The organism is Streptococcus mitis (assembly GCF_047459985.1).
GTDB lineage: Bacteria > Bacillota > Bacilli > Lactobacillales > Streptococcaceae > Streptococcus > Streptococcus mitis_DZ.
Window position 1 is genome coordinate 18,815 of the sequence record NZ_JASHHD010000004.1, and the last position, 25,505, is coordinate 44,319.

Sequence of the window (25,505 nt, forward strand, 5' to 3'; positions counted from 1 at the left end):
ACTAGCGATGAAAAAAATAGGAATAGCAATTGGGCTGTTGTTACTGTTTGTAGTAGCTGGAATTTTATTAACCCTAAAGCGGGGAGAGACGACAATCAGTGTGAAACAATCATGGACTCTCTCTTCTAAAAGTATTAAAACGTTAGAGTTTTATGGATCAAAGCAAGCAATTGATGTTAAAGTTGTCAAGAGTGAATCAGATGAAACAAGTGTTCAAATAGAAGGAAAAGTTTCCGAAGAATCAGTGAATAACATAACTAAAAACGTTAAAATGAGTTCAGATAGTCTATATATTCCATTTTCACAACATGGCTTTAATTTGGCTTTGAGTTCACAAGGGAAAGACAAGTTATATGTAACCATTTCTTTAGGGAAAAATGCGACTTTCGAAAAAATTTTTGTAGATACACTTGTTGGAGATGTATCTATTACAGTTCCTGAAGACTTTGATGGAATCTATACTTTGCATACAAACAATACAGGAGAAATTTTAAGGGTTCCTACCACAAATCAAACTTCGAATAGCATCATTGAAGTTGATGGCTATAGTAAGATAAGTGTTGAAAAAGGAGAAAATAATGGTTAGTCACTATAAACAAGCAACTTTGCTGGATTGTGGAATGGCTTGTGTAAAGACAATCATTTCTTACTATTTCCCAAAATTAGAACATTTAGATAGTCTACAATTTGATAACGATAACCACCAAGGACTGTCTTTGTTTGATATAGAAGATATACTAAAAAACTGTGGTATTGATGCGGATTCTTATCAAATTGAGACTCCTAGTTTGTATAATATTTGGAATAACGAACTTCATAGCAACGTTATCATACTACGGAACTCTAGGAATACAACCCATCCTAGAAAAAGATTTTAAAACATTAGCACAAGAAGAGTAAAGCAGGTCAGTCGACTTGCTTTTTAACATAGAAAAAATCCTGCCATGGATGACAGGATTTAATTTTAAAGAAAGGCCAAGATACGAAGGTAATCCCCAATCAGTGCCACTTCAGCTACAAAGAAGAGGAGGATAATGACTCCGTTCACAAGGACAGATAAGAATAACTGATAGAAGGAGTCGGTTTCACTTGTTTGACTTGGTCTTGTAATGATATGGAGACTAGCAAGCAGAATGATTCCAATGCTAATCACACACAAGAGGGCTGTAAATCGCAGGCTGTCAAAGAAGGCAAAGAAACTAGCAATGGCAGTGAGAAAAATTGGAATGGCCAAGAGTTGGCTATATTGTTGAAGACCCTTTTCTAGCGTCCAGTCCTTTTCTTGGTGGATAAATCGTCTCACCACGAAACTACCCAAGAGGAATGAAAAGAAGAAGAGTGTTGTCGCTACTAGGATAGAGATGATCGAAAAGAGATTTAATGAAGCAAATTGCTCAGGGAAGTGATTATGCATAGTTGCTATATGTCCATAGTAGGCTTGTTTGATGTGGTAGACACTAAAGAAAAAGGAAGATGCAGAAAATAGAATGAGCAAGATAAAGGCCGTGTAACTATGTTTGCTACTTGTTTCAAGCTTGCTTGTTGGAGATTTGAGAGCTGCCACTAGCCAAGACCAAAAATCAAGCACTTGCTCTTTCCATCTATCCGCAGATTTTGGAGCTTGGTCGGGGATATAAGGACTTTCTAAGGATTTGCTGATAAGAAGGGGTTCTTTGGTGGTTGTTTTTTGTTGCGGAAGTGCTTCTTGGCTTTCTTCAGCTATAGTGACTTTTTCTGTTTCTTTAGAAAGGTCTGGCTCTTCTTCAGTAGAATTGGATGCCTTCTTTTCTTCTATTTCTGTTCTCGCTTCACTGTCTTCAGGAGTTTCAAATTTCTCTTCTTGCTGGCTTTTCAGTTCGGCGTCAGCTTGAGAGACTTCCTCCTCTACTTGAGTATTTTTTTCAATTGGCGTATTAAGATCGGCTATAGCTTCTTCAGCCTTGTCTGCAAGATCTTGGGGCTGTTCATCAGGCTTGTTTTTGCTTGTTGTTTTTACAAAATCATTACTTTCAAACCATTCTTGTTTCATGGTAGAACCTCCTTTTTAGTTAGATAAATATGCTTCCATAGTAGCAGATGTAAGCGCTTTTGTCAACGTCTGTTTGGTATGGATACTAGCTCAATATTATTATCAGCTCTAGCAATGAGTTGATCCTTGACATCGGTTTTTTCAGTTTTGTAAGGGTTGCTTAATTCCGTACCTCTTGATTCAGGCTCTTCTCTTGTGAATTGGTGGATAGAACCATAGTTGCTTGAGATGTCCCAGTTAATTCGTTGGTTCTCTTTCTGGTCTAGGATGATTCTGAGATACTTTTTGGCAGTCAGTTCAACCTTACCATGGACTTGGATATTTTCAGCGTGGAAGTGCTTCTCTGTTGACTCTAGCTGACTATCTGTAAGGTCTGTATCAAAAATATTGACGATATTGGGGGTTGTGAGTTTGCTGTTTTTGATTCGACTTCCTTCAATTCGGAGGAGATAACCATTTGTATTAAGGGTCGCATTTTCAAGACTAGCATTAGTAATACTAGTTTGTCTACGATTGGCTGAAATGTTGATTCCTTTTAGAGTTCTTCCTTTTGGCAGTTGGAGGATAACTTCATCAAAACGACTAGAGTAGCTACTTGCGATATGGAGAATCCCACCAATTCCAGAAGAGAGAAATGGAGTTTCAGACAGTTTCTTATCAGTGATATTCAGAGTTTTATCGTTGTGATTTGTGACAAGATCATGGTGAGCAGAAAGAGATGGATGGTAAGAAATGTGGATTTGATCATCGAAAGAGTCTGTGATGGTGAGCGCGTGTTGGTGAAGAGTGATTTCTAGGTTTTCGACTTCCTTGCCAAAGGTCAGCTCTTCCATCCGACTATCATAGACAGGCTCCTTGGACATGGCAAGTAGGCTCTTGATCCCGTCAGATTGGATACCTACAAAGAGCAGGATAAATCCGATAACGGTAGTCACAACACCAAAGATAAGAAATCCTTTTGTCAATTTACGCATGCTGGTCACCTCTCTTTCCTTTTTTTAGAACAAATTGCACCAGACGAACAATGAGTAGACCGAAGAAGCGAGCTACATAGGAAATACCTAGTAAGACTAGTGAAGAAGCACCGATAGCCAGTAAGCCAGAACCGAAAATCAAGATAAAGGCTGATTTGGCTTGGGCGAGGATACTAAAGCTCTCTACGATAAAGAGTCCGCCCAGTAGGATACCTGTCACAGAGATGGTAAAGAAGGCTAGAATGACGGAGGCAGATGCGATAAAAAGCGCAATAATGGTTAAGATAATTGCAATTCCAACAGGAATTCCGATAGGGGCTGCAAGGAGGGCTAACAAGGCGATATGCAAAATTTGTCGGTTATTCTTTTGAGCAGGCGCTTCATTGATTTTTTTATCGAGAAGATTTGCTAGAACCTCGTGGGCTGCTTCCTTAGGAGTTCCCAAACTAGCGATGAGTTCTTCCTCTCCTTCGACTCCAGCATCGTCAAAGAGTTCTCTGAAATAGTCCATGGCTTCGATGCGGTCAGCTTCAGGCAGTTTTTTGAGATAGAGTTCTAGCTGAGTCAGGTATTCAGTTCTTGTCATGGCGGATACTCCCTTCTATGATGCCATTGATGGTGTCTGTATAGAGTGTCCATTCATCTTTTAGGGTCAAGAGCTGTTCTATACCACCATTTGTCAAGGAGTAGTATTTGCGCATGCGACCTTGGAACTCTCTAGAATAGGTTGTCAGAAAGCTATTGCTTTCCAATTTTTTTAGGATAGGATAGAGTGTAGATTCTTTGATATTAGCGATCAGCTTAATGGTTTGGCTAATCTCATACCCATAAGAATCACCCTGCTCCAGTACGGCCAAGATGAGAAATTCAATCAAGGCAGAGGATGTTGGAAAGTACATGGGAAACCTCCTTTTCTAATGTATAATACTCTTCGAAAATCTCTTCAAACCACGTCAACGTCGCCTTGCCGTAGATATATGTAACTGACTTCGTCAGTCTTATCTACAACCTCAAAGCAGTGCTTTGAGCAACCTGCGGCTAGTTTCCTAGTTTGCTCTTTGATTTTCATTGAGTATAAAATTTTTATATATAATTTTTCTACATATACATTGTACATCTAAAAGAAAGCCCTGTCAAGAGAAATGTGTAAAATTTTTATATATAAAAAACTTCTAGGCAAAACTAGAAGTTTAGAGGATTTTATCGGCTCTGTCCACTTTAAAGAGGGCCACAGTCATCAGGATATCGACGAGCAAGAGGGCAGCTACAGCTGGCACCCAAGAGTGGAAAAGGTCAAAACTGTAACCAAAGAGGGTTGGCCCAAAGGCTGCTAGAATATAGCCTCCTGTTTGAGATAGGCCGGACAATTGGGCTGTCTTTTCAGGAGCGCTTGTCTTGAGTGAAAAGTTGACCATGAGATAAGGGAAGAGGGCGCTGGTTGCGGTTCCGATGAGGAGATGGATGGCAAGCCAGTAAAAGAAATTACCGACTGGGAAAAAGAGCATGGAAATGCCGACCACGCCAGCTAGTGAAACCAGAGTGAGCATGAGCTGACGATTGCGAGTAGATAAGCTGGTTGTTAGGCTTGGGATGGTCATTGAAAAAGGAATACTAATCAGAGAGAAGATAGAGGTCAGCAAGCCAGCTTCGTGACTGGATAGGCCTGCGTGGATGGCCATTGTAGGTAGCCAGGTCATAGCTGTGTAAAAGAGCAAGGATTGAAAACCTGCAAAGACAATCACTGCCCAGACCTGTTTATTACGCATGACCTTTGTTTTGCTTTTTTGTTTGGTTTGTGGAGCTAATCTGTGATTATAGCGGTGATTAGGGAGCCAGACCAAAAAAGTTGCTAGACAGAGCAGGGTAAGGAGGATGATAAGTCCTTTCCAAGAACTGGCCTGTGTAATAGGCACAGCTAGATAGGAAGCCAGAGCTGTTGCAATCCCCATAGAAGTTACATATAAGGTGGTCAGAAAACCAATCTTCTTTGGCTGATTAGCTTGGATAAGACTAGGAAGTAGAACATTGATGACTGCGATACTTGCCCCAACCATCAAGGTTCCTAGATAGAGCAGGGGCAGATTGATTAGTCTAATCAGAGAACCGATAGTCAAGAAGAAGAGGCTGTAGGTAAAGAGATGTTCTAAGCCAATTTTCTGAGCCAGTCGGGTAGAAAATAGCGAGAAGAGGGTAAACATAAGGAGGGGAAGGCTGGTTAGGACACCAAGCGAACTAACTTCTACTCCTAGACCTTGCGAAATATCTCCCAAAATAATGGGTAAAACAGTAAAAGGAGTCCGCAAGGAAACACCAATCAGGATAATTCCTGGAACAAAAAAGAGTGATTGCTTTTTCATATAATACCTCTTCTAGCTGATTTTAATAACAGCTTATTTTAAGGCTTTTTCCCTATAATGTCAAGTCAGGTTTTGGGCTTTCAAGATAAAAATAGGAAAGTCTTGAAAATTATGATAAAATAGTGGAAGGAAATCTATACATTGGAGAAAAACTGTGTCTGAAAAGCAAAAAATCAGCGTATTGATGTCGGTCTATATCAAGGAAAATCCGATATTTTTAAAGGATGCTATTGAGAGTGTTCAAAATCAGACCTTGAAACCGAGCGAATTGGTTTTGGTTGAGGATGGGCCTTTGACTCCTGAGCTCTATCAGGCATTAGACCAGCTTGAAGCTGAGTCTGATATTCCAGTGAGACGCTATCCTCTTGAGCAGAATCAAGGTTTGGGTCTGGCTCTTCGACAGGGTGTTTTGCAGTGTCAGTATGATATTATTGCCCGTATGGATACGGATGATATAGCTGTTCCAGACCGTTTTGAGAAACAGGTTCAACTAATGGAGAAGGACAACCTCGACCTATTAGGTGGACATATTGCAGAGTTTATTGATAATCCTGATGAGATTGTTTCCTACCGTCGTGTTCCGACTCAACATGCAGATATTGTGGCTTATCAAAGGATGAGAAGTGCCTTTAACCACATGACTGTCATGTTCAAGAAGGATATGGTTCTCAAGGCTGGCAATTATGAAGATGGCCTTTATATGGAGGATGACCTCCTCTGGCTCAATATGATTGCTGCAGGAGCTAGGACTGGAAATCTGGATCAAATCTTGTGTCAGGTTCGTGTCGGAGCAGGGATGTTTGAGCGTCGTGGGGGACTGCGTTATCTCAAACTCTATCGTCAAGCTCGTCAGCGGATGCTGAAGCGAGGACAAATTTCTTACATGGAGTATGCCAAGAGTGTTGCGATTCAGATGGTGGTTGCCCTTTGTCCAGGATTTGTCCGACAGTTTATTTTTATGAAACTGTTAAGAAAAAGCAAGTAAAAGATTGTAGCAAATCGTAAACTAGAGAAAAAGTGTTATAATAACAATATAACTATTCAGCTCTTTTAAGGAGGAGTAAATTTCTATGAATAAAAAACTCACAGATTATGTGATTGATCTGGTGGAAATTTTAAATAAACAACAAAAACAGGTTTTCTGGGGAATATTTGATATTTTGAGTATGGTGGTTTCCATCATTGTATCTTATATCTTATTCTATGGCTTGATTAATCCAGCACCTGTTGACTACATTATCTATACGAGTTTGGCCTTCCTGTTTTATCAACTGATGATTGCATTTTGGGGATTGAACGCTAGTATTAGTCGTTACAGCAAGATTACGGATTTCATGAAAATCTTTTTTGGTGTGACTGTTAGCAGTGTCTTGTCATATAGTATATGCTATGCCTTCTTGCCCCTCTTTTCAATCCGTTTCATCATTCTCTTTATCTTGTTGAGTACCTTCTTGATTTTATTGCCACGGATTACTTGGCAGTTAATCTACTCTAAACGCAAACAAGGAAGTGGGGATGGAGAACACCGTCGGACCTTCTTGATTGGAGCTGGCGATGGTGGAGCTCTCTTTATGAACAGCTACCAACATCCAACTAGTGAATTAGAACTTGTTGGTATTTTGGACAAGGATGCTAAGAAAAAGGGTCAAAAGCTTGGTGGTATCCCTGTTTTAGGCTCTTATGACAATCTGCCTGAATTAGCCAAACGCCATCAAATCGAGCGTGTGATCGTTGCGATTCCGTCACTTGATCCGTCAGAATATGAGCGTATCCTGCAGATGTGTAATAAACTGGGTGTCAAATGTTACAAGATGCCTAAGGTTGAAACAGTTGTTCAGGGACTTCACCAAGCAGGTACTGGGTTCCAAAAAATTGATATTACGGACCTTTTGGGTCGTCAGGAAATTCGTCTTGACGAATCGCGTCTGGGCACAGAACTTACGGGAAAAACAATCTTGGTTACAGGTGCTGGTGGTTCAATCGGTTCTGAAATCTGTCGCCAAGTTAGCCGCTTTAACCCTGAACGCATCGTTTTGCTCGGTCATGGGGAAAACTCAATCTACCTTGTTTATCATGAATTGATTCGTAAGTTCCAAGGGATTGATTATGTACCTGTGATTGCGGACATTCAAGACTATGACCGTTTGTTGCAAGTCTTTGAGCAGTACAAGCCAGCTATTGTTTATCATGCGGCTGCCCACAAGCACGTTCCTATGATGGAACGCAATCCCAAAGAAGCCTTCAAAAACAATATCCGCGGAACCTACAATGTTGCTAAGGCTGTTGATGAAGCCAAAGTACCTAAGATGGTTATGATTTCGACAGATAAGGCGGTTAATCCACCAAATGTTATGGGAGCAACCAAGCGCGTGGCGGAGTTGATTGTCACTGGCTTTAACCAACGTAGCCAATCGACCTACTGTGCAGTTCGTTTTGGGAATGTTCTGGGGAGCCGTGGTAGTGTCATTCCAGTCTTTGAACGTCAGATTGCTGAAGGTGGGCCTGTAACGGTGACAGACTTCCGCATGACCCGTTACTTTATGACTATTCCAGAAGCTAGCCGTCTGGTTATCCATGCTGGTGCTTATGCCAAGGATGGAGAAGTCTTTATCCTTGATATGGGCAAACCAGTCAAGATTTATGACTTGGCCAAGAAAATGGTTCTTCTAAGTGGGCACACCGAAAGCGAAATTCCAATCGTTGAAGTTGGAATCCGCCCAGGTGAAAAACTCTACGAAGAACTCTTGGTATCAACCGAACTCGTTGATAACCAGGTTATGGATAAGATTTTCGTTGGTAAGGTTAATGTCATGCCTCTAGAAGCCATCGATCAAAAGATTGAAGAGTTCCGAACTCTCAGTGGAGATGAATTGAAGCAAGCCATTATTGCCTTTGCCAATCAAACCACCCACGTTGAATAAAAAAGAAAAACGCATATTATCAAGTCTTGGAGAACCTTGGTAATATGCGTTTTGTTATGTAGAAACTTCTTCAGTTTCTTCTGAAATGGAGTGGTTGCCAAGTCTATGTTATACTCAATGAAAATCAAAGAGCAAACTAGGAAACTAGCCGCAGGTTGCTCAAAACACTGTTTTGAGGTTGTAGATAAGACTGACGAAGTCAGTCACATCTATACGGCAAGGCGACGTTGACGTGGTTTGAATTTGATTTTCGAAGAGTATTATTGAAAATACTCCAAAACTTCTAAGGGTTTGTGGGCCATATAATCGGGTTGATAGTTTAGCAAGTCTGCTTGCTCTCCAAATCCCCAAGTGACGGCCAATTTCTGAATACCTGTTTCTTGAGCTCCTAGCATATCAAACTTGGTATCTCCGATGATGATGGCTTGTTCTGGTGCTAGTTGATGTGCCTGTAAGGCTTGGCGAATGACATCGGCCTTATGAGGTGTTTCAGGGCTGGAACCATAAATTCCATCAAAGAAATGATAGATTCCCAAGTTTTTAGTCATATCTTGAGCGGTAGGGGTATTCTTTGTAGTGGTGATATAAAGAGGATATCTGCTTGATAACTTCTCAAGCAAGTCTACAATCTGAGGGAAGAGTTGAGCTTCATAGATGCCTTTTTCCTTATAGTAAGAACGGTATATCTGCACAGCCTCAGAAATTTGTTCTTTGGGCAGGCAGGTCGCAAAACTACTTTCAAGGGGCGGTCCCATAAAACCACGAATGGTTTTGGCATCAGGACTAGGCACCCCCAGCTCCCTAAAAGTATGGGTAAAGGCATTGTGAATCCCGATAGAACTGTCAACGAGGGTCCCATCCAGATCGAAAAAGATAGCTGTGATAGAGGTCATGATTTCTCCTATTTGATAAGCTTATTCTCCGAAAATTTCTTTTTGGAGGCGACGACCAGTAGGGGTGGCAGCGAGTCCACCTTCAGCTGTTTCACGAAAGGCAGTTGGCATGCTTGAACCAACTTGGTACATGGCATCGATAACCTCATCCACAGGGATTTTAGATTCGATACCTGCCAAGGCCATGTCTGCTGCGATGAAAGCAAAGCTGGCTCCCATGGCATTGCGTTTAACGCAGGGAACTTCGACCAAACCTGCAACAGGGTCACAGATGAGGCCCAGCATATTTTTAATGACAAAGGCAATGGCTTGACTGGCCTGATAAGGTGTCCCACCTGCAGCCAGAGTCAAGGCGGCAGCACTCATAGCAGAGGCCGAACCAACTTCGGCCTGGCAACCACCTTCAGCGCCTGAGATAGAGGCGTTATTTGCGATGACTAGTCCAAAGGCGCCCGCAGCAAAGAGGAAATCCAGCTGCTGCTCGTGGCTGAGGTCTAATTTTTCAATAGCAGCAGTGAGAACGGAAGGGAGACAGCCAGCACTTCCAGCGGTCGGAGTAGCGCAGACCAAGCCCATTTTGGCATTGTGCTCATTGACTGCAATGGCATTTCGGGCAGCAGAGAGAATCGTGTAATCTGATAGAGTTTTTCCGCTTTTGATGTAGTGATCCAATTTGGCAGCATCTCCACCTGTCAGGCCACTACGAGATTTATTTTCATTGAGGCCGAGTTGGACAGAGGCTTTCATGACTTCTAGATTTCGTTCCATGAGAAGGAGGACTTCTTCACGTTCGCGACCGGTCAATTCAAACTCTGTTGTAATCATGAGTTCTGCGACATTCCCTTGAAAGTCTAGATCTGCTTGCTCGACCAATTCTTTGATAGAATAAAACATGCTTCCTCCTATTTAAAGAAATTGACATTGTGGAGATGAGGAATTTTTCGAATATCTTCGATGGCCTCATCACAGTTGCGACTGTCAACTTCGATAATCATAATAGCTTTTTCACCAGCTTTTTCACGAGTGACATTCATCTGGGCGATATTGATATCATAGCGGGAAAGTGCCTCTGTTACGAGGGCAATCATACCTGGAATATCTTGATGAACGATGATGATAGTCGGTGTATTCATATTGAGAGAGACGGCAAAGCCATTGAGTTCGGTGACCTGAATATTCCCTCCACCGATTGAAATACCAGTCACGCTGATGGTCTTGTGAGCATTTTTGACAGTAATTTTAGTGGTGTTGGGGTGAGGGGCATTGCTGTTTTTCTGAATGGTCCAGACAATCTTAATACCACGTTTGTGGGCAATTTCCAGGCTGTTTGGGATTTCAGGATCATCTGTATCCATGCCCAAAATACCTGCGACAAGGGCTAGGTCTGTCCCGTGACCACGATAGGTCTTGGCAAATGAGTTAAAAAGTTGGAATTCGACTTCTGTTGGAGTATCATCAAAAATGGAAGAGACAATCTTCCCAATACGAACAGCACCAGCGGTATGGCTACTAGATGGGCCAATCATAACCGGTCCGATGATATCAAAGACAGATTGAAAACGAAGTGATTTCATCAGTTTCCCCTTATAAAAATTCTTATCTCTATTATATCAAAGAATGAGGCTCTTGGCTTTAATTGCGGATGAAAACCTTTCTAATACCTTAAATAGCATAAAAATAGTATCCTTTATGACAAAGAATAGCTTGTTTAGGGAAATAAAAAATAATTTTGTAATATTTCTACATAAAAGTGTCAAGAAACGGTAATATTTAAAGGGTATGATAGAACTATAGAAAGAAGGAGAATTTTCAAATATGAAATCAACAACTAAAAAGATTAAAACAACTCTTGCAGGAGTAGCTGCCTTGTTTGCAGTATTTGCTCCATCATTTGTATCTGCTCAAGAATCATCAACTTACACTGTTAAAGAAGGTGATACACTTTCAGAAATCGCTGAGACTCACAACACAACTGTTGAGAAATTGGCAGAAAACAACCACATTGATAACATTCATTTGATTTATGTTGGTCAAGAGTTGGTTATCGATGGCCCTGTGGCGCCTGTTGCAACACCAGCGCCAGCTACTTATGCAGCACCAGCTGCTCAGGATGAAACTGTTTCAGCTCCAGTAGCAGAAACTACAGAAGTAGCAGAGGAAGCAGCTCCAGTGGCAAGCGCACCTGCAGCAGAAGAAACAGTTGCTTCAACTGTAAGCGGATCTGAAGCAGAAGCTAAAGAATGGATCGCTCAAAAAGAATCAGGCGGTAGCTACACAGCTACAAACGGACGTTACATCGGACGTTACCAATTGACAGATTCATACTTGAACGGTGACTACTCAGCAGAAAACCAAGAACGTGTAGCAGATGCCTACGTTGCAGGACGTTACGGTTCATGGACAGCCGCTAAAAACTTCTGGCTTAATAACGGCTGGTATTAAGAAATAGAAAAAGAGCCTTTGATGGCTCTTTTTGTGTACTATTATTTCTATTTGATGAAAGATAATTTTTAAATATTAGTGATAGTAGGTTTATAAAGGCTCTGACAAGTTTATGGATTGTCTGCATCTGAATTAGTCGGTTGATGACTATTTGTACCGCTATCTTCAGCATTATTACTATTGGTATTAGCCTCTGCTTGATCTCCTGTATTGACAACGTTATTTCCACCACTACCAGATGAATAATGCTCAGCTGCAGGTGCTTGGGAATTATTGATGCTTCCATATAATTCAGTGTAGGTTGGAGTGTAGTTACTATCTTCTGAATTGTAGGTTTCTACTCCCTGAACGCTACTAGTCGTTTCAGTCTGGTTAGACTTTTCTTCTTTTTTAGTCAAGACTTCAACTTGCTTTTGGAATTTAGAAATCAGTTCTTGAATTGGTTTTATTTTTTCATCAATAGTGGATTGTTCGCTTGTAGAATTGACACTTTTAATGATTTCTAGTATTTTTTGTAAGGAAGTGATGGCTGTTTCAAGTGTTTGTTTATCTTCAAACTGGCTATCGGATTCCTTTATATCCATTTTTAAAGCTTTTTCGCTATAATGATTGGTGATTTTATCAGCAGTAGTAGCAAGAAAGTCTGCTAATGTTTGCTTGCCTTCGTCAGTAGTTGGTTTTAATTCTTGAATTTTTTTCCAATCCTCTATAATCGTTTCAGAATCGATATTAAAATCTTTGATGGCTTTTTTTACTTGTTCGATATCTTGTTCATTTTTTTGCCGTTTGAAGAAAGCAATATTGCCTCTTTCTGTTAAGATGTTTTCTTGATGAATGACTAAACCTATTAAAAGTCCAAGACTTGCGACAATGATAATAGTAAAAATGGTGTTTTTTGATTTTAGAATATCTTTGTAGTTTTTCACAATCGTTCTACGTACATGGATGGTAGTATCTTTAAGGGATCATGTAAGTATTCCTCCTCATTACAGTATATCATTTTTAGTTTATTTTATAAATAAGATAATAAGCAGTAGAGGGATTACGGTATAAATTACCCTCTTTTTAAACAATTATATATGTAATTACAGAGAGGTTGCAAGATTCCTAGCCTCTTTCTTGTCTTCTCCAGACAAGCGTGTTATAATGAATACTGCTCAAGCGACCTTCAATCGTGAAGCACACACGACCTTCAATCGTGAATAAACGAATAGATGGGAGATTTACCATGAGTGATAACTCTAAAACACGTGTTGTTGTGGGGATGAGTGGTGGTGTTGATTCGTCGGTGACGGCTCTTCTTCTCAAGGAGCAGGGCTACGATGTGATCGGTATCTTCATGAAGAACTGGGACGACACAGATGAAAACGGCGTCTGTACGGCGACCGAAGATTACAAGGATGTGGCTGCGGTGGCAGACCAGATCGGCATTCCCTACTACTCTGTCAATTTTGAAAAAGAGTACTGGGACCGCGTTTTTGAGTATTTCCTAGCGGAATACCGCGCAGGACGCACGCCAAATCCAGATGTCATGTGCAACAAGGAAATCAAGTTTAAGGCATTTTTGAACTATGCTATGACCTTGGGAGCAGACTATGTAGCGACTGGGCACTATGCCCGAGTGGCGCGTGATGAGGAAGGTACTGTTCACATGCTTCGCGGCGTGGACAATGGCAAGGACCAGACCTATTTCCTCAGCCAACTTTCGCAAGAACAACTCCAAAAAACCATGTTCCCACTGGGACATTTGGAAAAGCCTGAAGTTCGCAGACTAGCAGAAGAAGCAGGCCTTGCGACTGCTAAGAAGAAAGATTCAACAGGGATTTGCTTTATCGGAGAAAAGAACTTTAAAAACTTTCTCAGCAACTATCTGCCAGCTCAGCCTGGTCGCATGATGACTGTGGATGGTCGCGATATGGGTGAGCATGCAGGTCTTATGTACTATACGATTGGTCAGCGTGGTGGACTCGGTATCGGTGGTCAGCACGGCGGTGACAATGCCCCTTGGTTCGTTGTTGGAAAAGACTTAAGCAAGAACATTCTCTATGTCGGCCAAGGTTTCTACCATGATTCGCTCATGTCAACTAGCCTAGAGGCCAGTCAAGTCCACTTTACTCGTGAGACGCCAGAAGAGTTTACGCTCGAATGTACGGCTAAATTCCGCTACCGTCAGCCTGATTCTAAGGTGACCGTCCATGTCAAGGGAGACAAGGCAGAAGTCATCTTTGCGGAGCCACAGCGTGCGATTACCCCAGGACAGGCAGTTGTCTTTTACGATGGTGATGAGTGTCTCGGTGGTGGTTTGATTGATAATGCTTACCGCGATGGACAAGTTTGTCAGTACATTTAGATTGACAAATTTTCTCAATTTGCTACAATAATAAAAGCAATAGAAATGATGGTCAAAGCTCATGGATGTTGCAGGCTTTTTTGTCCTGCACTTCTTACGAGTTTTGACTGTTTTTGTGTCGTTTAAGGGAAAGGACAAGAATGACTCAACAAGACTTTCGGACAAAAGTAGAAAATACGGTTTTTGGTGTTCGGGCGACAGCCTTGATTGTCCAAAATCGTAAGCTCCTAGTCACAAAAGACAAGGACAAGTATTACACTATTGGTGGTGCTATCCAAGTCGGCGAAAGAACGGAGGACGCGGTAGTCCGTGAAGTGAGAGAAGAACTGGGTGTCAAAGCTGAGGCTAGACAGCTAGCTTTCGTGGCTGAAAATCGTTTTGAACAAGACGGTATTTCCTATCACAATATCGAGTTTCATTATTTAGTGGATTTGCTTGAAGATGCTCCATTGACCATGCAGGAAGATGAGAAGACGCAACCCTGTGAATGGATTGACTTGGATAAGCTTGAGGCTTACCAGCTAGTTCCAGCCTTTTTAAAAACAGCCTTACCCGATTGGGACGGCCAACTGCGACACATTCATCTTGAGGAATAGGAGAGAAATATGACTTATAATTTTACTGAAGAATACGATATTATTGTAATCGGTGCGGGACACGCTGGGGTTGAGGCTTCCTTGGCCGCTAGCCGTATGGGTTGTAAGGTCTTGCTTGCGACTATCAACATTGAAATGCTGGCGTTCATGCCTTGTAATCCTTCTATCGGTGGTTCTGCCAAGGGGATTGTCGTGCGTGAAGTTGATGCCCTCGGTGGTGAGATGGCTAAGACCATTGACAAGACTTACATCCAGATGAAGATGCTCAACACAGGAAAAGGTCCTGCCGTTCGTGCCCTTCGTGCGCAGGCTGATAAGGAGCTTTACTCTAAGGAGATGCGCAAGACGGTTGAAAATCAAGAAAACCTGACCCTTCGTCAGACCATGATTGATGAGATTTTGGTGGAAGATGGCAAGGTTGTCGGTGTTCGTACAGCGACCCATCAGGAATATGCTGCAAAGGCCGTTATCGTGACGACAGGGACAGCTCTCCGTGGGGAAATTATCATTGGGGACCTCAAGTATTCATCAGGGCCAAACCATAGTCTAGCTTCGATCAACCTAGCTGACAATCTCAAGGAACTGGGACTCGAAATCGGTCGGTTCAAGACAGGTACACCTCCGCGTGTCAAGGCTTCTTCTATCAACTACGATGTGACAGAGATTCAACCAGGAGATGAGATGCCCAATCACTTCTCTTATACTTCGCGCGATGAGGATTATGTCAAAGACCAAGTTCCATGCTGGTTGACCTACACCAATGGTACCAGTCATGAAATTATTCAAAACAACCTCCACCGTGCGCCTATGTTTACAGGTGTGGTCAAGGGAGTGGGACCTCGTTACTGTCCATCGATTGAAGACAAGATTGTGCGTTTTGCGGATAAGGAACGCCACCAACTCTTCCTTGAACCAGAAGGTCGTAATACAGAAGAAGTCTATGTTCAAGGCTTGTCAACCAGTCTGCCTGAGGATGTCCAGCGTGAGCTGGTTCATTCCATCAAAGGTTTGGAAAATGCTGAAATGATGCGAACTGGTTATGCCATTGAGTACGACATGGTCTTGCCTCATCAGTTGCGTGCGACTCTGGAAACCAAGAAAATCTCAGGACTTTTCACAGCTGGTCAGACCAATGGTACATCTGGTTACGAAGAGGCAGCTGGTCAAGGGATTATCGCTGGTATCAATGCGGCTCTGAAAATCCAAGGCAAGCCTGAGTTGATTTTGAAGCGCAGTGACGGTTATATCGGGGTTATGATTGATGACTTGGTGACCAAGGGAACTATTGAACCCTACCGTCTCTTGACCAGTCGTGCCGAATACCGTCTCATCCTCCGTCATGACAATGCTGATATGCGTTTGACCGAGATGGGTCGTGAGATTGGCCTTGTTGACGATGAACGCTGGGCTCGTTTTGAAATCAAGAAAAATCAGTTTGACAATGAGATGAAGCGACTAGACAGCATCAAACTCAAGCCAGTCAAGGAAACGAACGCTAAGGTTGAGGAGATGGGATTCAAGCCGTTGACAGATGCAGTGACAGCCAAGGAATTCCTTCGCCGTCCAGAAGTTTCTTACCAAGATGTGGTGGCCTTTATCGGACCAGCTGCAGAGGACTTGGATGACAAGATTATCGAATTGATTGAAACAGAAATCAAGTACGAAGGCTATATTTCAAAAGCCATGGATCAGGTTGCCAAGATGAAACGTATGGAAGAAAAACGCATTCCAGCCAATATTGACTGGGATGACATTGATTCTATCGCAACCGAAGCCCGCCAGAAGTTCAAACTGATCAATCCAGAAACCATCGGCCAAGCCAGCCGTATTTCGGGAGTAAACCCAGCAGATATTTCTATTTTGATGGTGTATTTGGAAGGTAAAAATCGTAGTATTTCTAAAACTCTTCAAAAATCAAAATAATACGTCGTCGGCGTCGGCTTACCTAACTTGAGTTATGCTTTCGCCTAGCCTTCTAGTCTGATTTTGATTTTTATTGAGTTTCAATCTCAAAAGAAAGCATAGAGAAAAACAGCTCCGAAGACGGGGCTGTTTTCTTGCTTTATTCTTCATCTGGTGTGAGAATCATTGGAATGATGATTGGTTCACGTTCAGTATTTTCGTAAAGGAATGGTCGAATGGCGTTTACGATAGCGCCATTGACAGACTGGACGCTGGCATCTTTGTTTTTCAAAGCGATACGAATAGCATTGAAAAGGATACGTTGACTTTGGCGAATCAAGTCGCCGGACTCTCTCATGTAGACAAAACCACGGCTGAGAATATCTGGTCCAGATAGAATCATCTGAGATTTGAAGTCAACGGTTGCGACAGCAAGTACAACACCATCTTCCGATAGATCGCGACGATCTTTTAGGACTGCTGCACCGATTTCACCGATACGATTACCATCGACGTAGATATCCTGAGCGTTGAAATGTCCTGCGATACGAGCAGAATCTGCAGTAAGGGCAAGCACATCGCCATTGCTCATGATAAAGATATTGTCCTTCTCAACACCAGTATCCACTGCTAGTCCAGCGTGGACTTTTTGCATGCGGTATTCACCGTGGACAGGCATGAAGTATTTTGGCTTAATCAAACGGAGCATGAGTTTTTGCTCTTGCTGACCACCGTGTCCAGATGTATGGATATTGTTAACCTTACCGTGGATAACTTCAACACCAGCTTCTGAGATGATGTTAATCAGCTTGTTGACACTAGTGGTATTTCCAGGGATAGGACTTGAAGAGAAGATGACTGTATCGCCTGGTTGGAGTTGTACCTGACGGTGGGTTCCGTTTGCGATACGAGAGAGGGCAGCCATCGGCTCACCCTGACTACCTGTACAGAGGATGAGAACCTCGCCTGCAGGGTAGTCTTTGATTTCATTTGGCTCGATAAAGGTTCCCTTAGGAGCTTTGATGTAACCAAGCTCGATTCCGTTGACAATAGCCTTTTCCATCGAACGGCCAAAGACTGCAATCTTACGTCCAGTCTTAACCGCAGCTTCTGTTGCTTGTTGGAGACGGAAGATATTTGAGGCAAAGGATGCAAAGATGATACGTCCTTCGATGCCTTGGATAATCTTCATGATGGACTGACCAACGACTTTTTCAGAGTTGGTAAAGGTTGGCACTTCTGCATTTGTTGAGTCAGACAGAAGACAAAGCACGCCTTCTTCACCAAGGGCAGCCATACGGTGTAAGTCTGCAGGTTCTCCAACTGGAGTAAAGTCAAACTTAAAGTCACCCGTACAAACGATTTTCCCTTGAGGAGTATGAATGACAATCCCCAAAGGCTCTGGGATCGAGTGAGTCGTTCTAAAGAAAGTTGCCTTGAGATTTTTAAAGGTCAACTCAGTGTTGTGGTTGATTTCGTAGAGTTTGGCGTTGCGCAAGAGGCCGTGTTCTTCGAGTTTCCCACGGATCAAAGCCAAGGCAAGCGGTCCAGCGTAGATAGGGACATTTGCTTGCTTGAGCAGGAAAGGAATCCCACCGATGTGGTCCTCGTGTCCGTGGGTAATCAGAACAGCCTTAACGCGGTCGATATTGTCTACGATGTAAGAGTAGTCAGGAATGACATAGTCGATACCCAGCAAGTCATCTTCTGGAAATTTAATCCCAGCATCAACGATGATAATCTCGTCTTGGTATTCAATCCCGTATGTATTTTTCCCGATTTCTCCCAGACCACCGATGGCAAAAACACCAACTTCTTCAGGTTTAAGAGTATAGGCCATATTAGAACTCCGTGATTTCGAAGGCGCCAGTTTCTTTTTCGTAATCTAGCAATTTGTCAGACAAGAGTTCGATGTACTCGATATTGTACTCTGGGCGATTTTCTTCGACAAGTTGGCGAGCAGCGATACGGCCCTCAAGTTCTGAGCTGGCATCGATGTCTAGGTAAAGTGCGCGTGTTGTTTCACGACGTGGGCTACGTTCTTTTGTTTCTTGATAAAAAACTTTGTAAATCATATAGTTCCTTTCTATTTACAGGTCAGCTTATTCCAAACTTTTAGCAGAGATTTGCTTGATTTCATTCCATTTTGTGTCTAGATTGACCTTGATTCGTTACAATTATTTCAATTATACCACAAAATGAAAGATTAGTAAAAGACGGAAACGAGAAAGTCATAGGGCTATTTGTTTAGTAAGCGCTTGCAATAATAAAGAAAATATGTTATTTTGATAATGGAAATGAGTTTTATCGCTGGTTACCATTTCCTATAGTTTTTAAGTCAAGGAGGTTGCCCTATGTATAACTTATTTGCTTTTGCTATCGGACTTCGCTTGGTAGCTTTTATCGTTTTTGTTGCTTGCGTTTATGGAGGGAATCTTCTGTTTACAAAACTGGAACAACGACAAAGCAAGCTCTTGTGGAAGATTACCTTTGTGACTCTCTACTCGCTTTTTCTCCTCCTCGTGACCTATGTCGTTTGGTTTGTATTTTTCTTTGGATTAAATGCTTAGATGCCCTGCTCATACTGGGGCATTTTTGTTTGGGGGTAAAGAAAATTCCCATGTGCCAGCTTTTGTAGTATAATAGTAAACAGACAAAAAGATAGGAATGTGTTATGAAAGTATTAGCTTTTGATACGTCCAGCAAGGCTCTTTCTCTCGCTATTTTAGAGGACAAGCAGGTTCTTGCCGAGACGACTATTAACATCAAGAAAAATCACAGTATTACCCTCATGCCTGCCATTGATTTTTTGATGGCGAGTTTGGATTGGACACCCAAGGATTTGGATAGAATCGTGGTGGCAGAAGGGCCAGGTAGTTATACGGGCTTGCGAATTGCGGTAGCCACTGCTAAGACGCTGGCTCATACTCTGAATATTGAGTTAGTTGGTATGTCTAGCCTCTTGGCTCTGGTGCCATACCAACAAGAAGGCTTGTTCGTTCCTTTGATGGATGCACGTCGCAATAATGTTTATGCAGGATTTTATGAAAATGCTAAACCTGTCATGCCAGAAGCGCACTTGCCCTTTGAGCGAGTTATCGAGCTAATCAAGGGTGCTAGTCAGGTTACCTTTGTCGGAGAAGTTGGCCCCTTTGTGGAGCAGATTCAAGAACACTTGCCAAGGATGAATTACAAAGAAACCTTACCAAATGCAGCCAATCTTGCTCTTTGGGCTTGGGACAAGGAAGCAGACTCTTTGCAAGATTTTGTGCCGAACTACCTCAAACGTGTTGAGGCTGAAGAAAATTGGCTCAAGAACCACACCGAATCTGGCGAGTCCTACATTAAACGCCTATGATAGAAATCAAACGAATCCAACAGCAACCTGACTTGTCTCAAGCCATCTACGCTATTATGGCAGCTGTTTATCCAGTCAGCCCTTGGACGTTGGAACAAATTCAAGCAGACCTGTCCCAAGACCAGACCTGGTATGCTCTGGCGTATGATGGGGCCGAAGTGATTGGCTTTCTAGCCGTGCAGGAGAATCTTTTTGAAGCAGAAGTCCTGCAAATCGCTATCAAAGGAGCCTATCAGGGTCAGGGAATTGCGTCAGCTTTGTTTGCTCAATTGCCGACAGACAAGGAGATTTTCCTCGAAGTTAGAAAGTCAAACCAACGAGCGCAAGCATTTTACAAGAAAGAAAAGATGGCGGTCATCGCTGAGCGAAAGGGCTACTACCATGATCCAGTCGAGGACGCCATCATCATGAAGAGAGAAATAGATGAAGGATAGATATATTTTAGCATTTGAGACTTCCTGTGATGAGACTAGTGTCGCCGTCTTGAAAAACGACGATGAGCTCTTGTCCAATGTTATTGCGAGTCAAATTGAAAGTCACAAACGTTTTGGGGGCGTAGTACCAGAAGTAGCTAGTCGACACCATGTTGAGATCATTACAGCCTGTATTGAGGAGGCGCTAGCAGAAGCAGGGATTACCGCAGAAGACGTGACAGCTGTTGCAGTTACCTATGGACCGGGTTTGGTCGGAGCCTTACTAGTTGGTTTGTCAGCTGCTAAGGCCTTTGCTTGGGCGCATGGACTTCCACTAATTCCCGTTAATCACATGGCTGGTCACCTCATGGCAGCTCAGAGTGTGGAGCCTTTGGAGTTTCCCTTGCTAGCCCTCTTGGTCAGCGGTGGACACACAGAGTTGGTTTATGTGTCTGAGGCTGGTGATTACAAGATTGTTGGGGAAACGCGAGATGATGCGGTTGGAGAGGCTTATGATAAGGTCGGCCGTGTCATGGGTTTGACCTATCCTGCAGGTCGGGAGATTGACGAGCTAGCTCATCAGGGGCAGGATATTTATGATTTTCCTCGTGCCATGATTAAGGAAGACAATCTGGAGTTTTCATTCTCAGGTTTGAAATCTGCCTTTATCAATCTTCACCACAATGCCGAACAAAAGGGGGAAAGCCTATCTACAGAGGACTTGTGTGCGTCCTTCCAAGCTGCAGTTATGGATATTCTCATGGCAAAAACCAAGAAGGCTTTGGAGAAATACCCTGTTAAAACCCTAGTCGTAGCAGGTGGCGTAGCAGCCAATAAAGGTCTCAGAGAACGCCTAGCAACCGAAATCACAGATGTCAAGGTTATCATCCCACCTCTGCGCCTCTGCGGAGATAATGCAGGTATGATTGCTTATGCCAGCGTCAGCGAGTGGAACAAAGAAAACTTTGCAAGCTTGGACCTCAATGCCAAACCAAGTCTCGCTTTTGATACTATGGAATAAAGAAGAGTCTGTCTGATTACAATCAGCAGACTTTTTTCTCTGTCCTGAATGTGTTATAATAGTCCATGCTGTGGCTGGAACTGATTCAGCCTATTTATTAAGACAATATGAGGAGAAAGATGAAAGAAAAAGGATTTTGGGAGGGGGCGCAGGCAGCCATGCCAACGGCCCTTGGTTATGTCAGTATTGGGCTGGCCTGTGGGATTATCGGTGCGCCCTATGTGACACCTGTGGAGATGGGCTTGATGAGCCTCTTTGTTTATGCTGGGAGCGCCCAGTTTGCCATGTTGGCCCTGATTGCGGTTCAAGCACCTGTAGCAGCTATTGCCATGACGGTTTTTCTAATCAATTTGCGTCTCTTTTTGTTGAGTTTACATGCATCGACTTATTTCCGTCATACCAGTCTCTGGCAAAATATCGGTATGTCTAGCCTTTTGACTGACGAGACCTATGGCGTTTTGATGGGCGAATTGGCCCATACAGACAAGGTCAATCCGATGTGGATGCACGGAAACAATCTTAACAGCTATGTGGCTTGGTTTGTGGGAACAGTAGTCGGAACGGCTCTGGGTGGCCTGCTACCAAATCCAGAAATCTTTGGGCTGGACTTTGCTTTGGTTGGGATGTTCATCGGAATTTTTGCTTCGCAATTCCAGATTATGCAAAGACGGATTCCTGTCCGCAATCTGCTCATTATCCTAGCAGTTGTTGCGGTGTCCTTCTTTTTGCTCTTGACAGTGGTGTCTCAGTCACTAGCTGTTCTGTTTGCGACGCTACTTGGTTGTACAATGGGGGTGGTTTTAGATGGTCAGTAAGTATCTTTTATTAGCAGTTCTTTTCTCTGGCTTGGTGACCTGGATTCCCCGTATGATTCCCTTCATCTTGGTCAAGTATAAGGGTTTGCCTGCAATCGTTGAGCGTTTTTTGAAGTTCTTGCCCGTTTCTATTATCTTTGCCTTGATTCTTTCAAGCGTAGTGACAGGCAAGGTTGGTAGCCTTCCTCAAATCAAATGGCTGGACTTCTTAGCAGTCTTTCCAACGGCTTGGGTAGCCTTTCGCTACCGTAATCTAGTCGGAACGGTTCTCTTCGGAGTAGTCTTGATTGCCGTCTTGCGCTTGGTCTTTTAAATTAGCCATAAAAAAAATTTATCACAGAGATAGATATCATATAATGGCGCAAATGGTCTTTTTCTGTTAAGATTATAAGGTATTCTATTTTGGAGGAAATGACATGAAAAAAATCGTTAAATACTCATCTCTTGCTGCCCTTGCTCTTGTTGCTGCAGGTGTGTTAGCAGCTTGCTCAGGTGGTGCTAAGAAAGAAGGAGAAGCAGCTAGCAAGAAAGAAATTATCGTTGCAACTAATGCTACACCAAAACCATTCAACTATGAAGAAAATGGCGAATTGACTGGTTACGAAATTGAAGTGGTTCGCGCTATCTTTAAAGACTCTGACAAGTATGATGTCAAGTTTGAGAAGACAGAGTGGTCAGGAGTCTTTGCAGGACTTGATGCCGACCGTTACAATATGGCTGTTGCCAACATCAGCTACACTAAAGAACGTGCTGAAAAATACCTTTATGCAGCTCCAACTGCTAAAAACCCTAACGTTCTTGTAGTGAAAAAAGATGACCCTAGCATCAAATCGCTTGATGATATCGGTGGAAAATCAACAGAAGTTGTTCAAGGGACAACTTCTGCTAAACAGCTAGAAGACTACAACAAACAACATTCAGATAATCCAACTGTCCTAAAGTATACTAAAGCAGACTTCCAACAAATCATGGGACGCTTGAGCGATGGCCAGTTTGACTACAAGATTTTTGATAAAATCGGTGTTGAAACAGTCATCAAGGACCAAGGTTTGGACAACTTGAAAGTGATCGAACTTCCAAGCGACCAGCAACCTTACGTTTACCCACTTCTTGCTAAAGGTCAAGATGAGTTGAAAACGTTTGTGGACAAACGCATCCAAGAACTCTACAAAGATGGAACTCTTGAAAAATTGTCTAAACAATTCTTCGGAGACACTTATTTACCAGCAGAAGCTGATATTAAATAATTTCTTGAAATCATCCATTCTGAATAAGGTGGATGATTTCTCAGTTATGTGACTATTAGTCCGTCTCGCTCCGCTAGGTGCGAGACAAAAAAAACACCCGCTATTGAACTGCACCCCAAAAGTTAGATTTTTTCTGTCTAACTTTTGGGGTGCAGTTCATTTCACGGGTGGTTATGATTTGTGGCTAACTCCCTAAAAACAGTAGAATTAGCTACTTTACTGGTTTTACAAGATAATAACAAGACCTAAACGTATAATTTATTTAGGTTTACCAATCATGACTTTAACATTTTCCAATAAGGTCTAACTCAACCGTATCCAAAGTTAAATCCTTTACTTTATTTAGTAATTCATTAACCCAAAAGCCATTTTTAAGTCCTGTTTTCTCGGATAATGCAAACACTTTTAAAGTATAGTTATGGTCTCGATCAGGTGGAGTCGGTCCAACAAACATTGTATCAATTTCAGAAAAATCACCATCTAAAAATTGACTAGAAAAACTATTTTTACCTTGAATTAATTGACCAATTCGGCTCATATTTTCTTCAATCTGAATACTATCACCATTAACTTTTAAATCAGCAACGCTCCAATGAATCCAAGGAAAAGAGCAAACAGGAATGGCATCATAATCAATAAGAGTAAAAGCGATATATTCAGTACCTTTGGGTAAATTATCAACTTCAAACGCAAAAGAACGAACCGGATTTCCTTGCATTATATCTTCCCTTTTTGCTTCCTTTCCAAACTCCTTTGGTAAAATATTATTAAATGTTGTTTTAATTTTCATTTTTACCTCACTCCTTATTTTATTAGATAAGAGCTCTTATCTTTAATAATATGGTATACTATATCAAGGTATTTTAAAATTTGAAAAAAGTTTAGAAATCATTAAGAAAAAATTTATAAATAGGAGTCACTATGAACTTAGATTGGTATTACACTTTTTTGGTATTATCAAAACATCTCAATTATCGTAAAGCCAGCGAAGAGCTATTTCTTACCGAACCAACGCTACATCAACAAATTAAGAAATTAGAAAAGCACCTTCAAGTTCAACTTTTCGAAACAGTGGGAAGAAACTTGACACTAACTGCTGTTGGAAGAGAATTTATAGAGATTGCTGAAAATCTTATACAAACCTATGAGCAAAGTATTCAAAAGATTAGGCTACAAAATAAAAAACAACAATTTCATATAGAAATAGCCGTATCTCCTTACATTGCCACATACCTTTTACCACAATTTTTACAGGAATTCTTTCAGCGCTATCCAGATATTGATATCTCTGTATCCGTGCTAAATAGCCATATTGAACAAGCTATTGAAACGAATACATTCGATATTGGTATTGATAGAGAAGTTCCATATAGTAAAAAAATCATATCCGAACAAATTTGTGAAGGAAAGATTGCCCTCTTTTATCCCAAAACAACAGTCAAATGCGACGAATTACAATTATTTAAAAACTATAAAATATTATCCGATAACCACCCCGTCTATTGGGAAAATCTAAAAAAAGAAATCATTGAGCTAGTCCCAGAAGCCGATTTCACTACTATCAATGATATTACAGTAACTGCCAAACTAATAGAAATGAATCAAGGCATTTCCTTTCTGCCCCTTTACTTAAAAAAGACTTTTACAGATAAGATTGCTCATCTTGAAACCACTACAGTAACAACCCCCGTTTCTTTTACTTACTTAATGAGCAGAAAAGCTTCTAAAGCTATCACTATTTTCAATAATGCGTTTAAAGACTTTATTTTAAAGGAGCAAAATTCAATTTAAGAATCAAAGGTCACTGATACTATTAGTGATTTTTGATTTACATCTTAATCAATGGATTAATGAATGAAATGGAAAATAGTTAATGAGAATAGTTTCTTAAAAGAATTTAGATTTATCCTTATTTTTATGCGTTAACTTTATACTTGTGATATGATTTTAATCTCTACATTTTTTAGGGAATGCTAATAAAACCTGCTATCATGATGTTGAAGTGCAGTAGTTAATTTTTACAGAACTAAATTATTCCCCTATTTAAAAAATATTGATTCATATTTTTAGAAATTAATAAGTAGATTTAGTTCTGAAAAACCTTGATATTACGCTGTTTTTATTTTTAGATATATAGTTTTAAACTATATATCTGACTATCTAATAACAATTTGTGAAATCAAATAA

General features: G+C 41.6%; 28 protein-coding genes. 16 read left to right on the forward strand and 12 right to left on the reverse strand.

The window, feature by feature from the left end:
- Positions 1 to 7 precede the first annotated feature (7 nt).
- Together QM959_RS03795 and QM959_RS03800 are read left to right on the forward strand one after the other, a co-directional pair.
- Complete coding sequence (locus QM959_RS03795) at positions 8 to 586, forward strand: hypothetical protein (RefSeq protein WP_414371541.1); 579 nt, start codon at positions 8 to 10, stop codon at positions 584 to 586.
- The gene (locus tag QM959_RS03800; protein ID WP_414371543.1) at positions 579 to 878 is read left to right on the forward strand and encodes a cysteine peptidase family C39 domain-containing protein; all 300 of its coding nucleotides are present in this window, start codon (positions 579 to 581) and stop codon (positions 876 to 878) included. Before QM959_RS03795 ends, QM959_RS03800 begins: the two co-directional genes overlap by 8 nt.
- 86 nt (positions 879 to 964) lie before the next feature.
- Here QM959_RS03800 and QM959_RS03805 read toward each other — a convergent pair whose 3' ends face one another.
- The 5 genes from QM959_RS03805 to QM959_RS03825 all read right to left on the reverse strand — a co-directional run bounded on the left by QM959_RS03805 (position 965) and on the right by QM959_RS03825 (position 5,360).
- Positions 965 to 2,029, reverse strand: coding sequence for a DUF6574 domain-containing protein (locus QM959_RS03805; protein ID WP_414371545.1), 1,065 nt, complete (start codon positions 2,027 to 2,029; stop codon positions 965 to 967).
- Between the two features lie 62 nt (positions 2,030 to 2,091).
- A complete protein-coding gene (locus QM959_RS03810; protein WP_247935207.1) occupies positions 2,092 to 3,003 on the reverse strand; it encodes a DUF4097 domain-containing protein in 912 nt (303 codons plus the stop codon).
- Entirely contained in the window at positions 2,996 to 3,589 is a 594-nt protein-coding gene (locus QM959_RS03815) for a DUF1700 domain-containing protein (protein WP_414371547.1), read from the reverse strand. The genes QM959_RS03810 and QM959_RS03815 overlap by 8 nt, the downstream gene beginning before the upstream one ends.
- Entirely contained in the window at positions 3,576 to 3,902 is a 327-nt protein-coding gene (locus tag QM959_RS03820) for a PadR family transcriptional regulator (protein WP_138701588.1), read from the reverse strand. Before QM959_RS03820 ends, QM959_RS03815 begins: the two co-directional genes overlap by 14 nt.
- A gap of 291 nt (positions 3,903 to 4,193) precedes the next feature.
- The gene (locus QM959_RS03825; RefSeq protein ID WP_414371549.1) at positions 4,194 to 5,360 is read right to left on the reverse strand and encodes a CynX/NimT family MFS transporter; all 1,167 of its coding nucleotides are present in this window, start codon (positions 5,358 to 5,360) and stop codon (positions 4,194 to 4,196) included.
- A 154-nt stretch (positions 5,361 to 5,514) separates the two neighbouring features.
- Here QM959_RS03825 and QM959_RS03830 point away from each other — a divergent pair, with 154 nt between their 5' ends.
- Complete coding sequence (locus QM959_RS03830) at positions 5,515 to 6,345, forward strand: glycosyltransferase (RefSeq protein ID WP_247935210.1); 831 nt, start codon at positions 5,515 to 5,517, stop codon at positions 6,343 to 6,345.
- 85 nt (positions 6,346 to 6,430) lie between these two features.
- Complete coding sequence (locus tag QM959_RS03835; protein ID WP_414371551.1) at positions 6,431 to 8,281, forward strand: polysaccharide biosynthesis protein; 1,851 nt, start codon at positions 6,431 to 6,433, stop codon at positions 8,279 to 8,281.
- A gap of 260 nt (positions 8,282 to 8,541) precedes the next feature.
- Here the strand turns inward: QM959_RS03835 and QM959_RS03840 are convergent, their stop codons facing one another.
- The 3 genes from QM959_RS03840 to sdaAB are packed head-to-tail and all read right to left on the reverse strand — an operon-like array spanning position 8,542 to position 10,748.
- The gene (locus QM959_RS03840) at positions 8,542 to 9,174 is read right to left on the reverse strand and encodes an HAD family hydrolase (RefSeq protein ID WP_414371552.1); all 633 of its coding nucleotides are present in this window, start codon (positions 9,172 to 9,174) and stop codon (positions 8,542 to 8,544) included.
- A gap of 21 nt (positions 9,175 to 9,195) precedes the next feature.
- On the reverse strand, positions 9,196 to 10,068 hold the full coding sequence (gene sdaAA / locus QM959_RS03845; protein ID WP_414371553.1) for an L-serine ammonia-lyase, iron-sulfur-dependent, subunit alpha: 873 nt from the start codon (positions 10,066 to 10,068) through the stop codon (positions 9,196 to 9,198).
- Between the two features lie 8 nt (positions 10,069 to 10,076).
- A complete protein-coding gene (gene sdaAB, locus QM959_RS03850; protein ID WP_414371555.1) occupies positions 10,077 to 10,748 on the reverse strand; it encodes an L-serine ammonia-lyase, iron-sulfur-dependent subunit beta in 672 nt (223 codons plus the stop codon).
- 241 nt (positions 10,749 to 10,989) lie between these two features.
- On the opposite strand from sdaAB, the gene QM959_RS03855 reads away from it, so the two are divergent.
- Positions 10,990 to 11,616, forward strand: coding sequence for a LysM peptidoglycan-binding domain-containing protein (locus tag QM959_RS03855; protein WP_414371557.1), 627 nt, complete (start codon positions 10,990 to 10,992; stop codon positions 11,614 to 11,616).
- A gap of 110 nt (positions 11,617 to 11,726) precedes the next feature.
- On the opposite strand, the gene QM959_RS03860 is transcribed toward QM959_RS03855, so the two are convergent.
- Positions 11,727 to 12,542, reverse strand: coding sequence for a hypothetical protein (locus tag QM959_RS03860; protein ID WP_414371559.1), 816 nt, complete (start codon positions 12,540 to 12,542; stop codon positions 11,727 to 11,729).
- Positions 12,543 to 12,844: 302 nt separating this feature from the next.
- On the opposite strand from QM959_RS03860, the gene mnmA reads away from it, so the two are divergent.
- The 3 genes from mnmA (at position 12,845) to mnmG (ending at position 16,485) form a co-directional block, all read left to right on the forward strand.
- Entirely contained in the window at positions 12,845 to 13,966 is a 1,122-nt protein-coding gene (mnmA, locus tag QM959_RS03865; protein ID WP_414371561.1) for a tRNA 2-thiouridine(34) synthase MnmA, read from the forward strand.
- Between the two features lie 140 nt (positions 13,967 to 14,106).
- Positions 14,107 to 14,562 (forward strand): NUDIX hydrolase, encoded by a 456-nt coding sequence (locus QM959_RS03870; RefSeq protein WP_414371563.1) that lies wholly within the window; start codon positions 14,107 to 14,109, stop codon positions 14,560 to 14,562.
- Positions 14,563 to 14,571: 9 nt separating this feature from the next.
- Complete coding sequence (gene mnmG / locus QM959_RS03875; RefSeq protein ID WP_414371565.1) at positions 14,572 to 16,485, forward strand: tRNA uridine-5-carboxymethylaminomethyl(34) synthesis enzyme MnmG; 1,914 nt, start codon at positions 14,572 to 14,574, stop codon at positions 16,483 to 16,485.
- A gap of 139 nt (positions 16,486 to 16,624) precedes the next feature.
- On the opposite strand, the gene rnjA is transcribed toward mnmG, so the two are convergent.
- Together rnjA and QM959_RS03885 are read right to left on the reverse strand one after the other, a co-directional pair.
- Positions 16,625 to 18,304, reverse strand: coding sequence for a ribonuclease J1 (rnjA, locus tag QM959_RS03880; RefSeq protein ID WP_000331986.1), 1,680 nt, complete (start codon positions 18,302 to 18,304; stop codon positions 16,625 to 16,627).
- Between the two features lies 1 nt (position 18,305).
- Positions 18,306 to 18,539, reverse strand: coding sequence for a DNA-dependent RNA polymerase subunit epsilon (locus QM959_RS03885; RefSeq protein ID WP_000639572.1), 234 nt, complete (start codon positions 18,537 to 18,539; stop codon positions 18,306 to 18,308).
- A 279-nt stretch (positions 18,540 to 18,818) separates the two neighbouring features.
- Here QM959_RS03885 and QM959_RS03890 point away from each other — a divergent pair, with 279 nt between their 5' ends.
- The 7 genes from QM959_RS03890 (at position 18,819) to QM959_RS03920 (ending at position 23,318) form a co-directional block, all read left to right on the forward strand.
- Positions 18,819 to 19,034: a hypothetical protein gene (locus QM959_RS03890; RefSeq protein ID WP_247935275.1), complete on the forward strand. Its 216-nt coding sequence runs from the start codon at positions 18,819 to 18,821 to the stop codon at positions 19,032 to 19,034.
- 104 nt (positions 19,035 to 19,138) lie between these two features.
- Positions 19,139 to 19,822, forward strand: coding sequence for a tRNA (adenosine(37)-N6)-threonylcarbamoyltransferase complex dimerization subunit type 1 TsaB (tsaB, locus tag QM959_RS03895; RefSeq protein WP_414371567.1), 684 nt, complete (start codon positions 19,139 to 19,141; stop codon positions 19,820 to 19,822).
- Complete coding sequence (gene rimI, locus QM959_RS03900; RefSeq protein WP_414371569.1) at positions 19,819 to 20,256, forward strand: ribosomal protein S18-alanine N-acetyltransferase; 438 nt, start codon at positions 19,819 to 19,821, stop codon at positions 20,254 to 20,256. The genes tsaB and rimI overlap by 4 nt, the downstream gene beginning before the upstream one ends.
- The gene (gene tsaD / locus QM959_RS03905; protein ID WP_414371571.1) at positions 20,246 to 21,256 is read left to right on the forward strand and encodes a tRNA (adenosine(37)-N6)-threonylcarbamoyltransferase complex transferase subunit TsaD; all 1,011 of its coding nucleotides are present in this window, start codon (positions 20,246 to 20,248) and stop codon (positions 21,254 to 21,256) included. Before rimI ends, tsaD begins: the two co-directional genes overlap by 11 nt.
- 119 nt (positions 21,257 to 21,375) lie before the next feature.
- Positions 21,376 to 22,071: an AzlC family ABC transporter permease gene (locus QM959_RS03910; protein ID WP_000659743.1), complete on the forward strand. Its 696-nt coding sequence runs from the start codon at positions 21,376 to 21,378 to the stop codon at positions 22,069 to 22,071.
- Entirely contained in the window at positions 22,061 to 22,384 is a 324-nt protein-coding gene (locus QM959_RS03915; RefSeq protein WP_000253948.1) for an AzlD domain-containing protein, read from the forward strand. The genes QM959_RS03910 and QM959_RS03915 overlap by 11 nt, the downstream gene beginning before the upstream one ends.
- Before the next feature lie 103 nt (positions 22,385 to 22,487).
- Complete coding sequence (locus QM959_RS03920) at positions 22,488 to 23,318, forward strand: amino acid ABC transporter substrate-binding protein (protein WP_371508286.1); 831 nt, start codon at positions 22,488 to 22,490, stop codon at positions 23,316 to 23,318.
- 283 nt (positions 23,319 to 23,601) lie between these two features.
- Here QM959_RS03920 and QM959_RS03925 read toward each other — a convergent pair whose 3' ends face one another.
- Positions 23,602 to 24,108, reverse strand: coding sequence for a YbhB/YbcL family Raf kinase inhibitor-like protein (locus QM959_RS03925; protein ID WP_414371573.1), 507 nt, complete (start codon positions 24,106 to 24,108; stop codon positions 23,602 to 23,604).
- Between the two features lie 131 nt (positions 24,109 to 24,239).
- Here QM959_RS03925 and QM959_RS03930 point away from each other — a divergent pair, with 131 nt between their 5' ends.
- Positions 24,240 to 25,109: a LysR family transcriptional regulator gene (locus QM959_RS03930; RefSeq protein ID WP_033680329.1), complete on the forward strand. Its 870-nt coding sequence runs from the start codon at positions 24,240 to 24,242 to the stop codon at positions 25,107 to 25,109.
- The last annotated feature ends 396 nt before the right edge of the window (positions 25,110 to 25,505 follow it).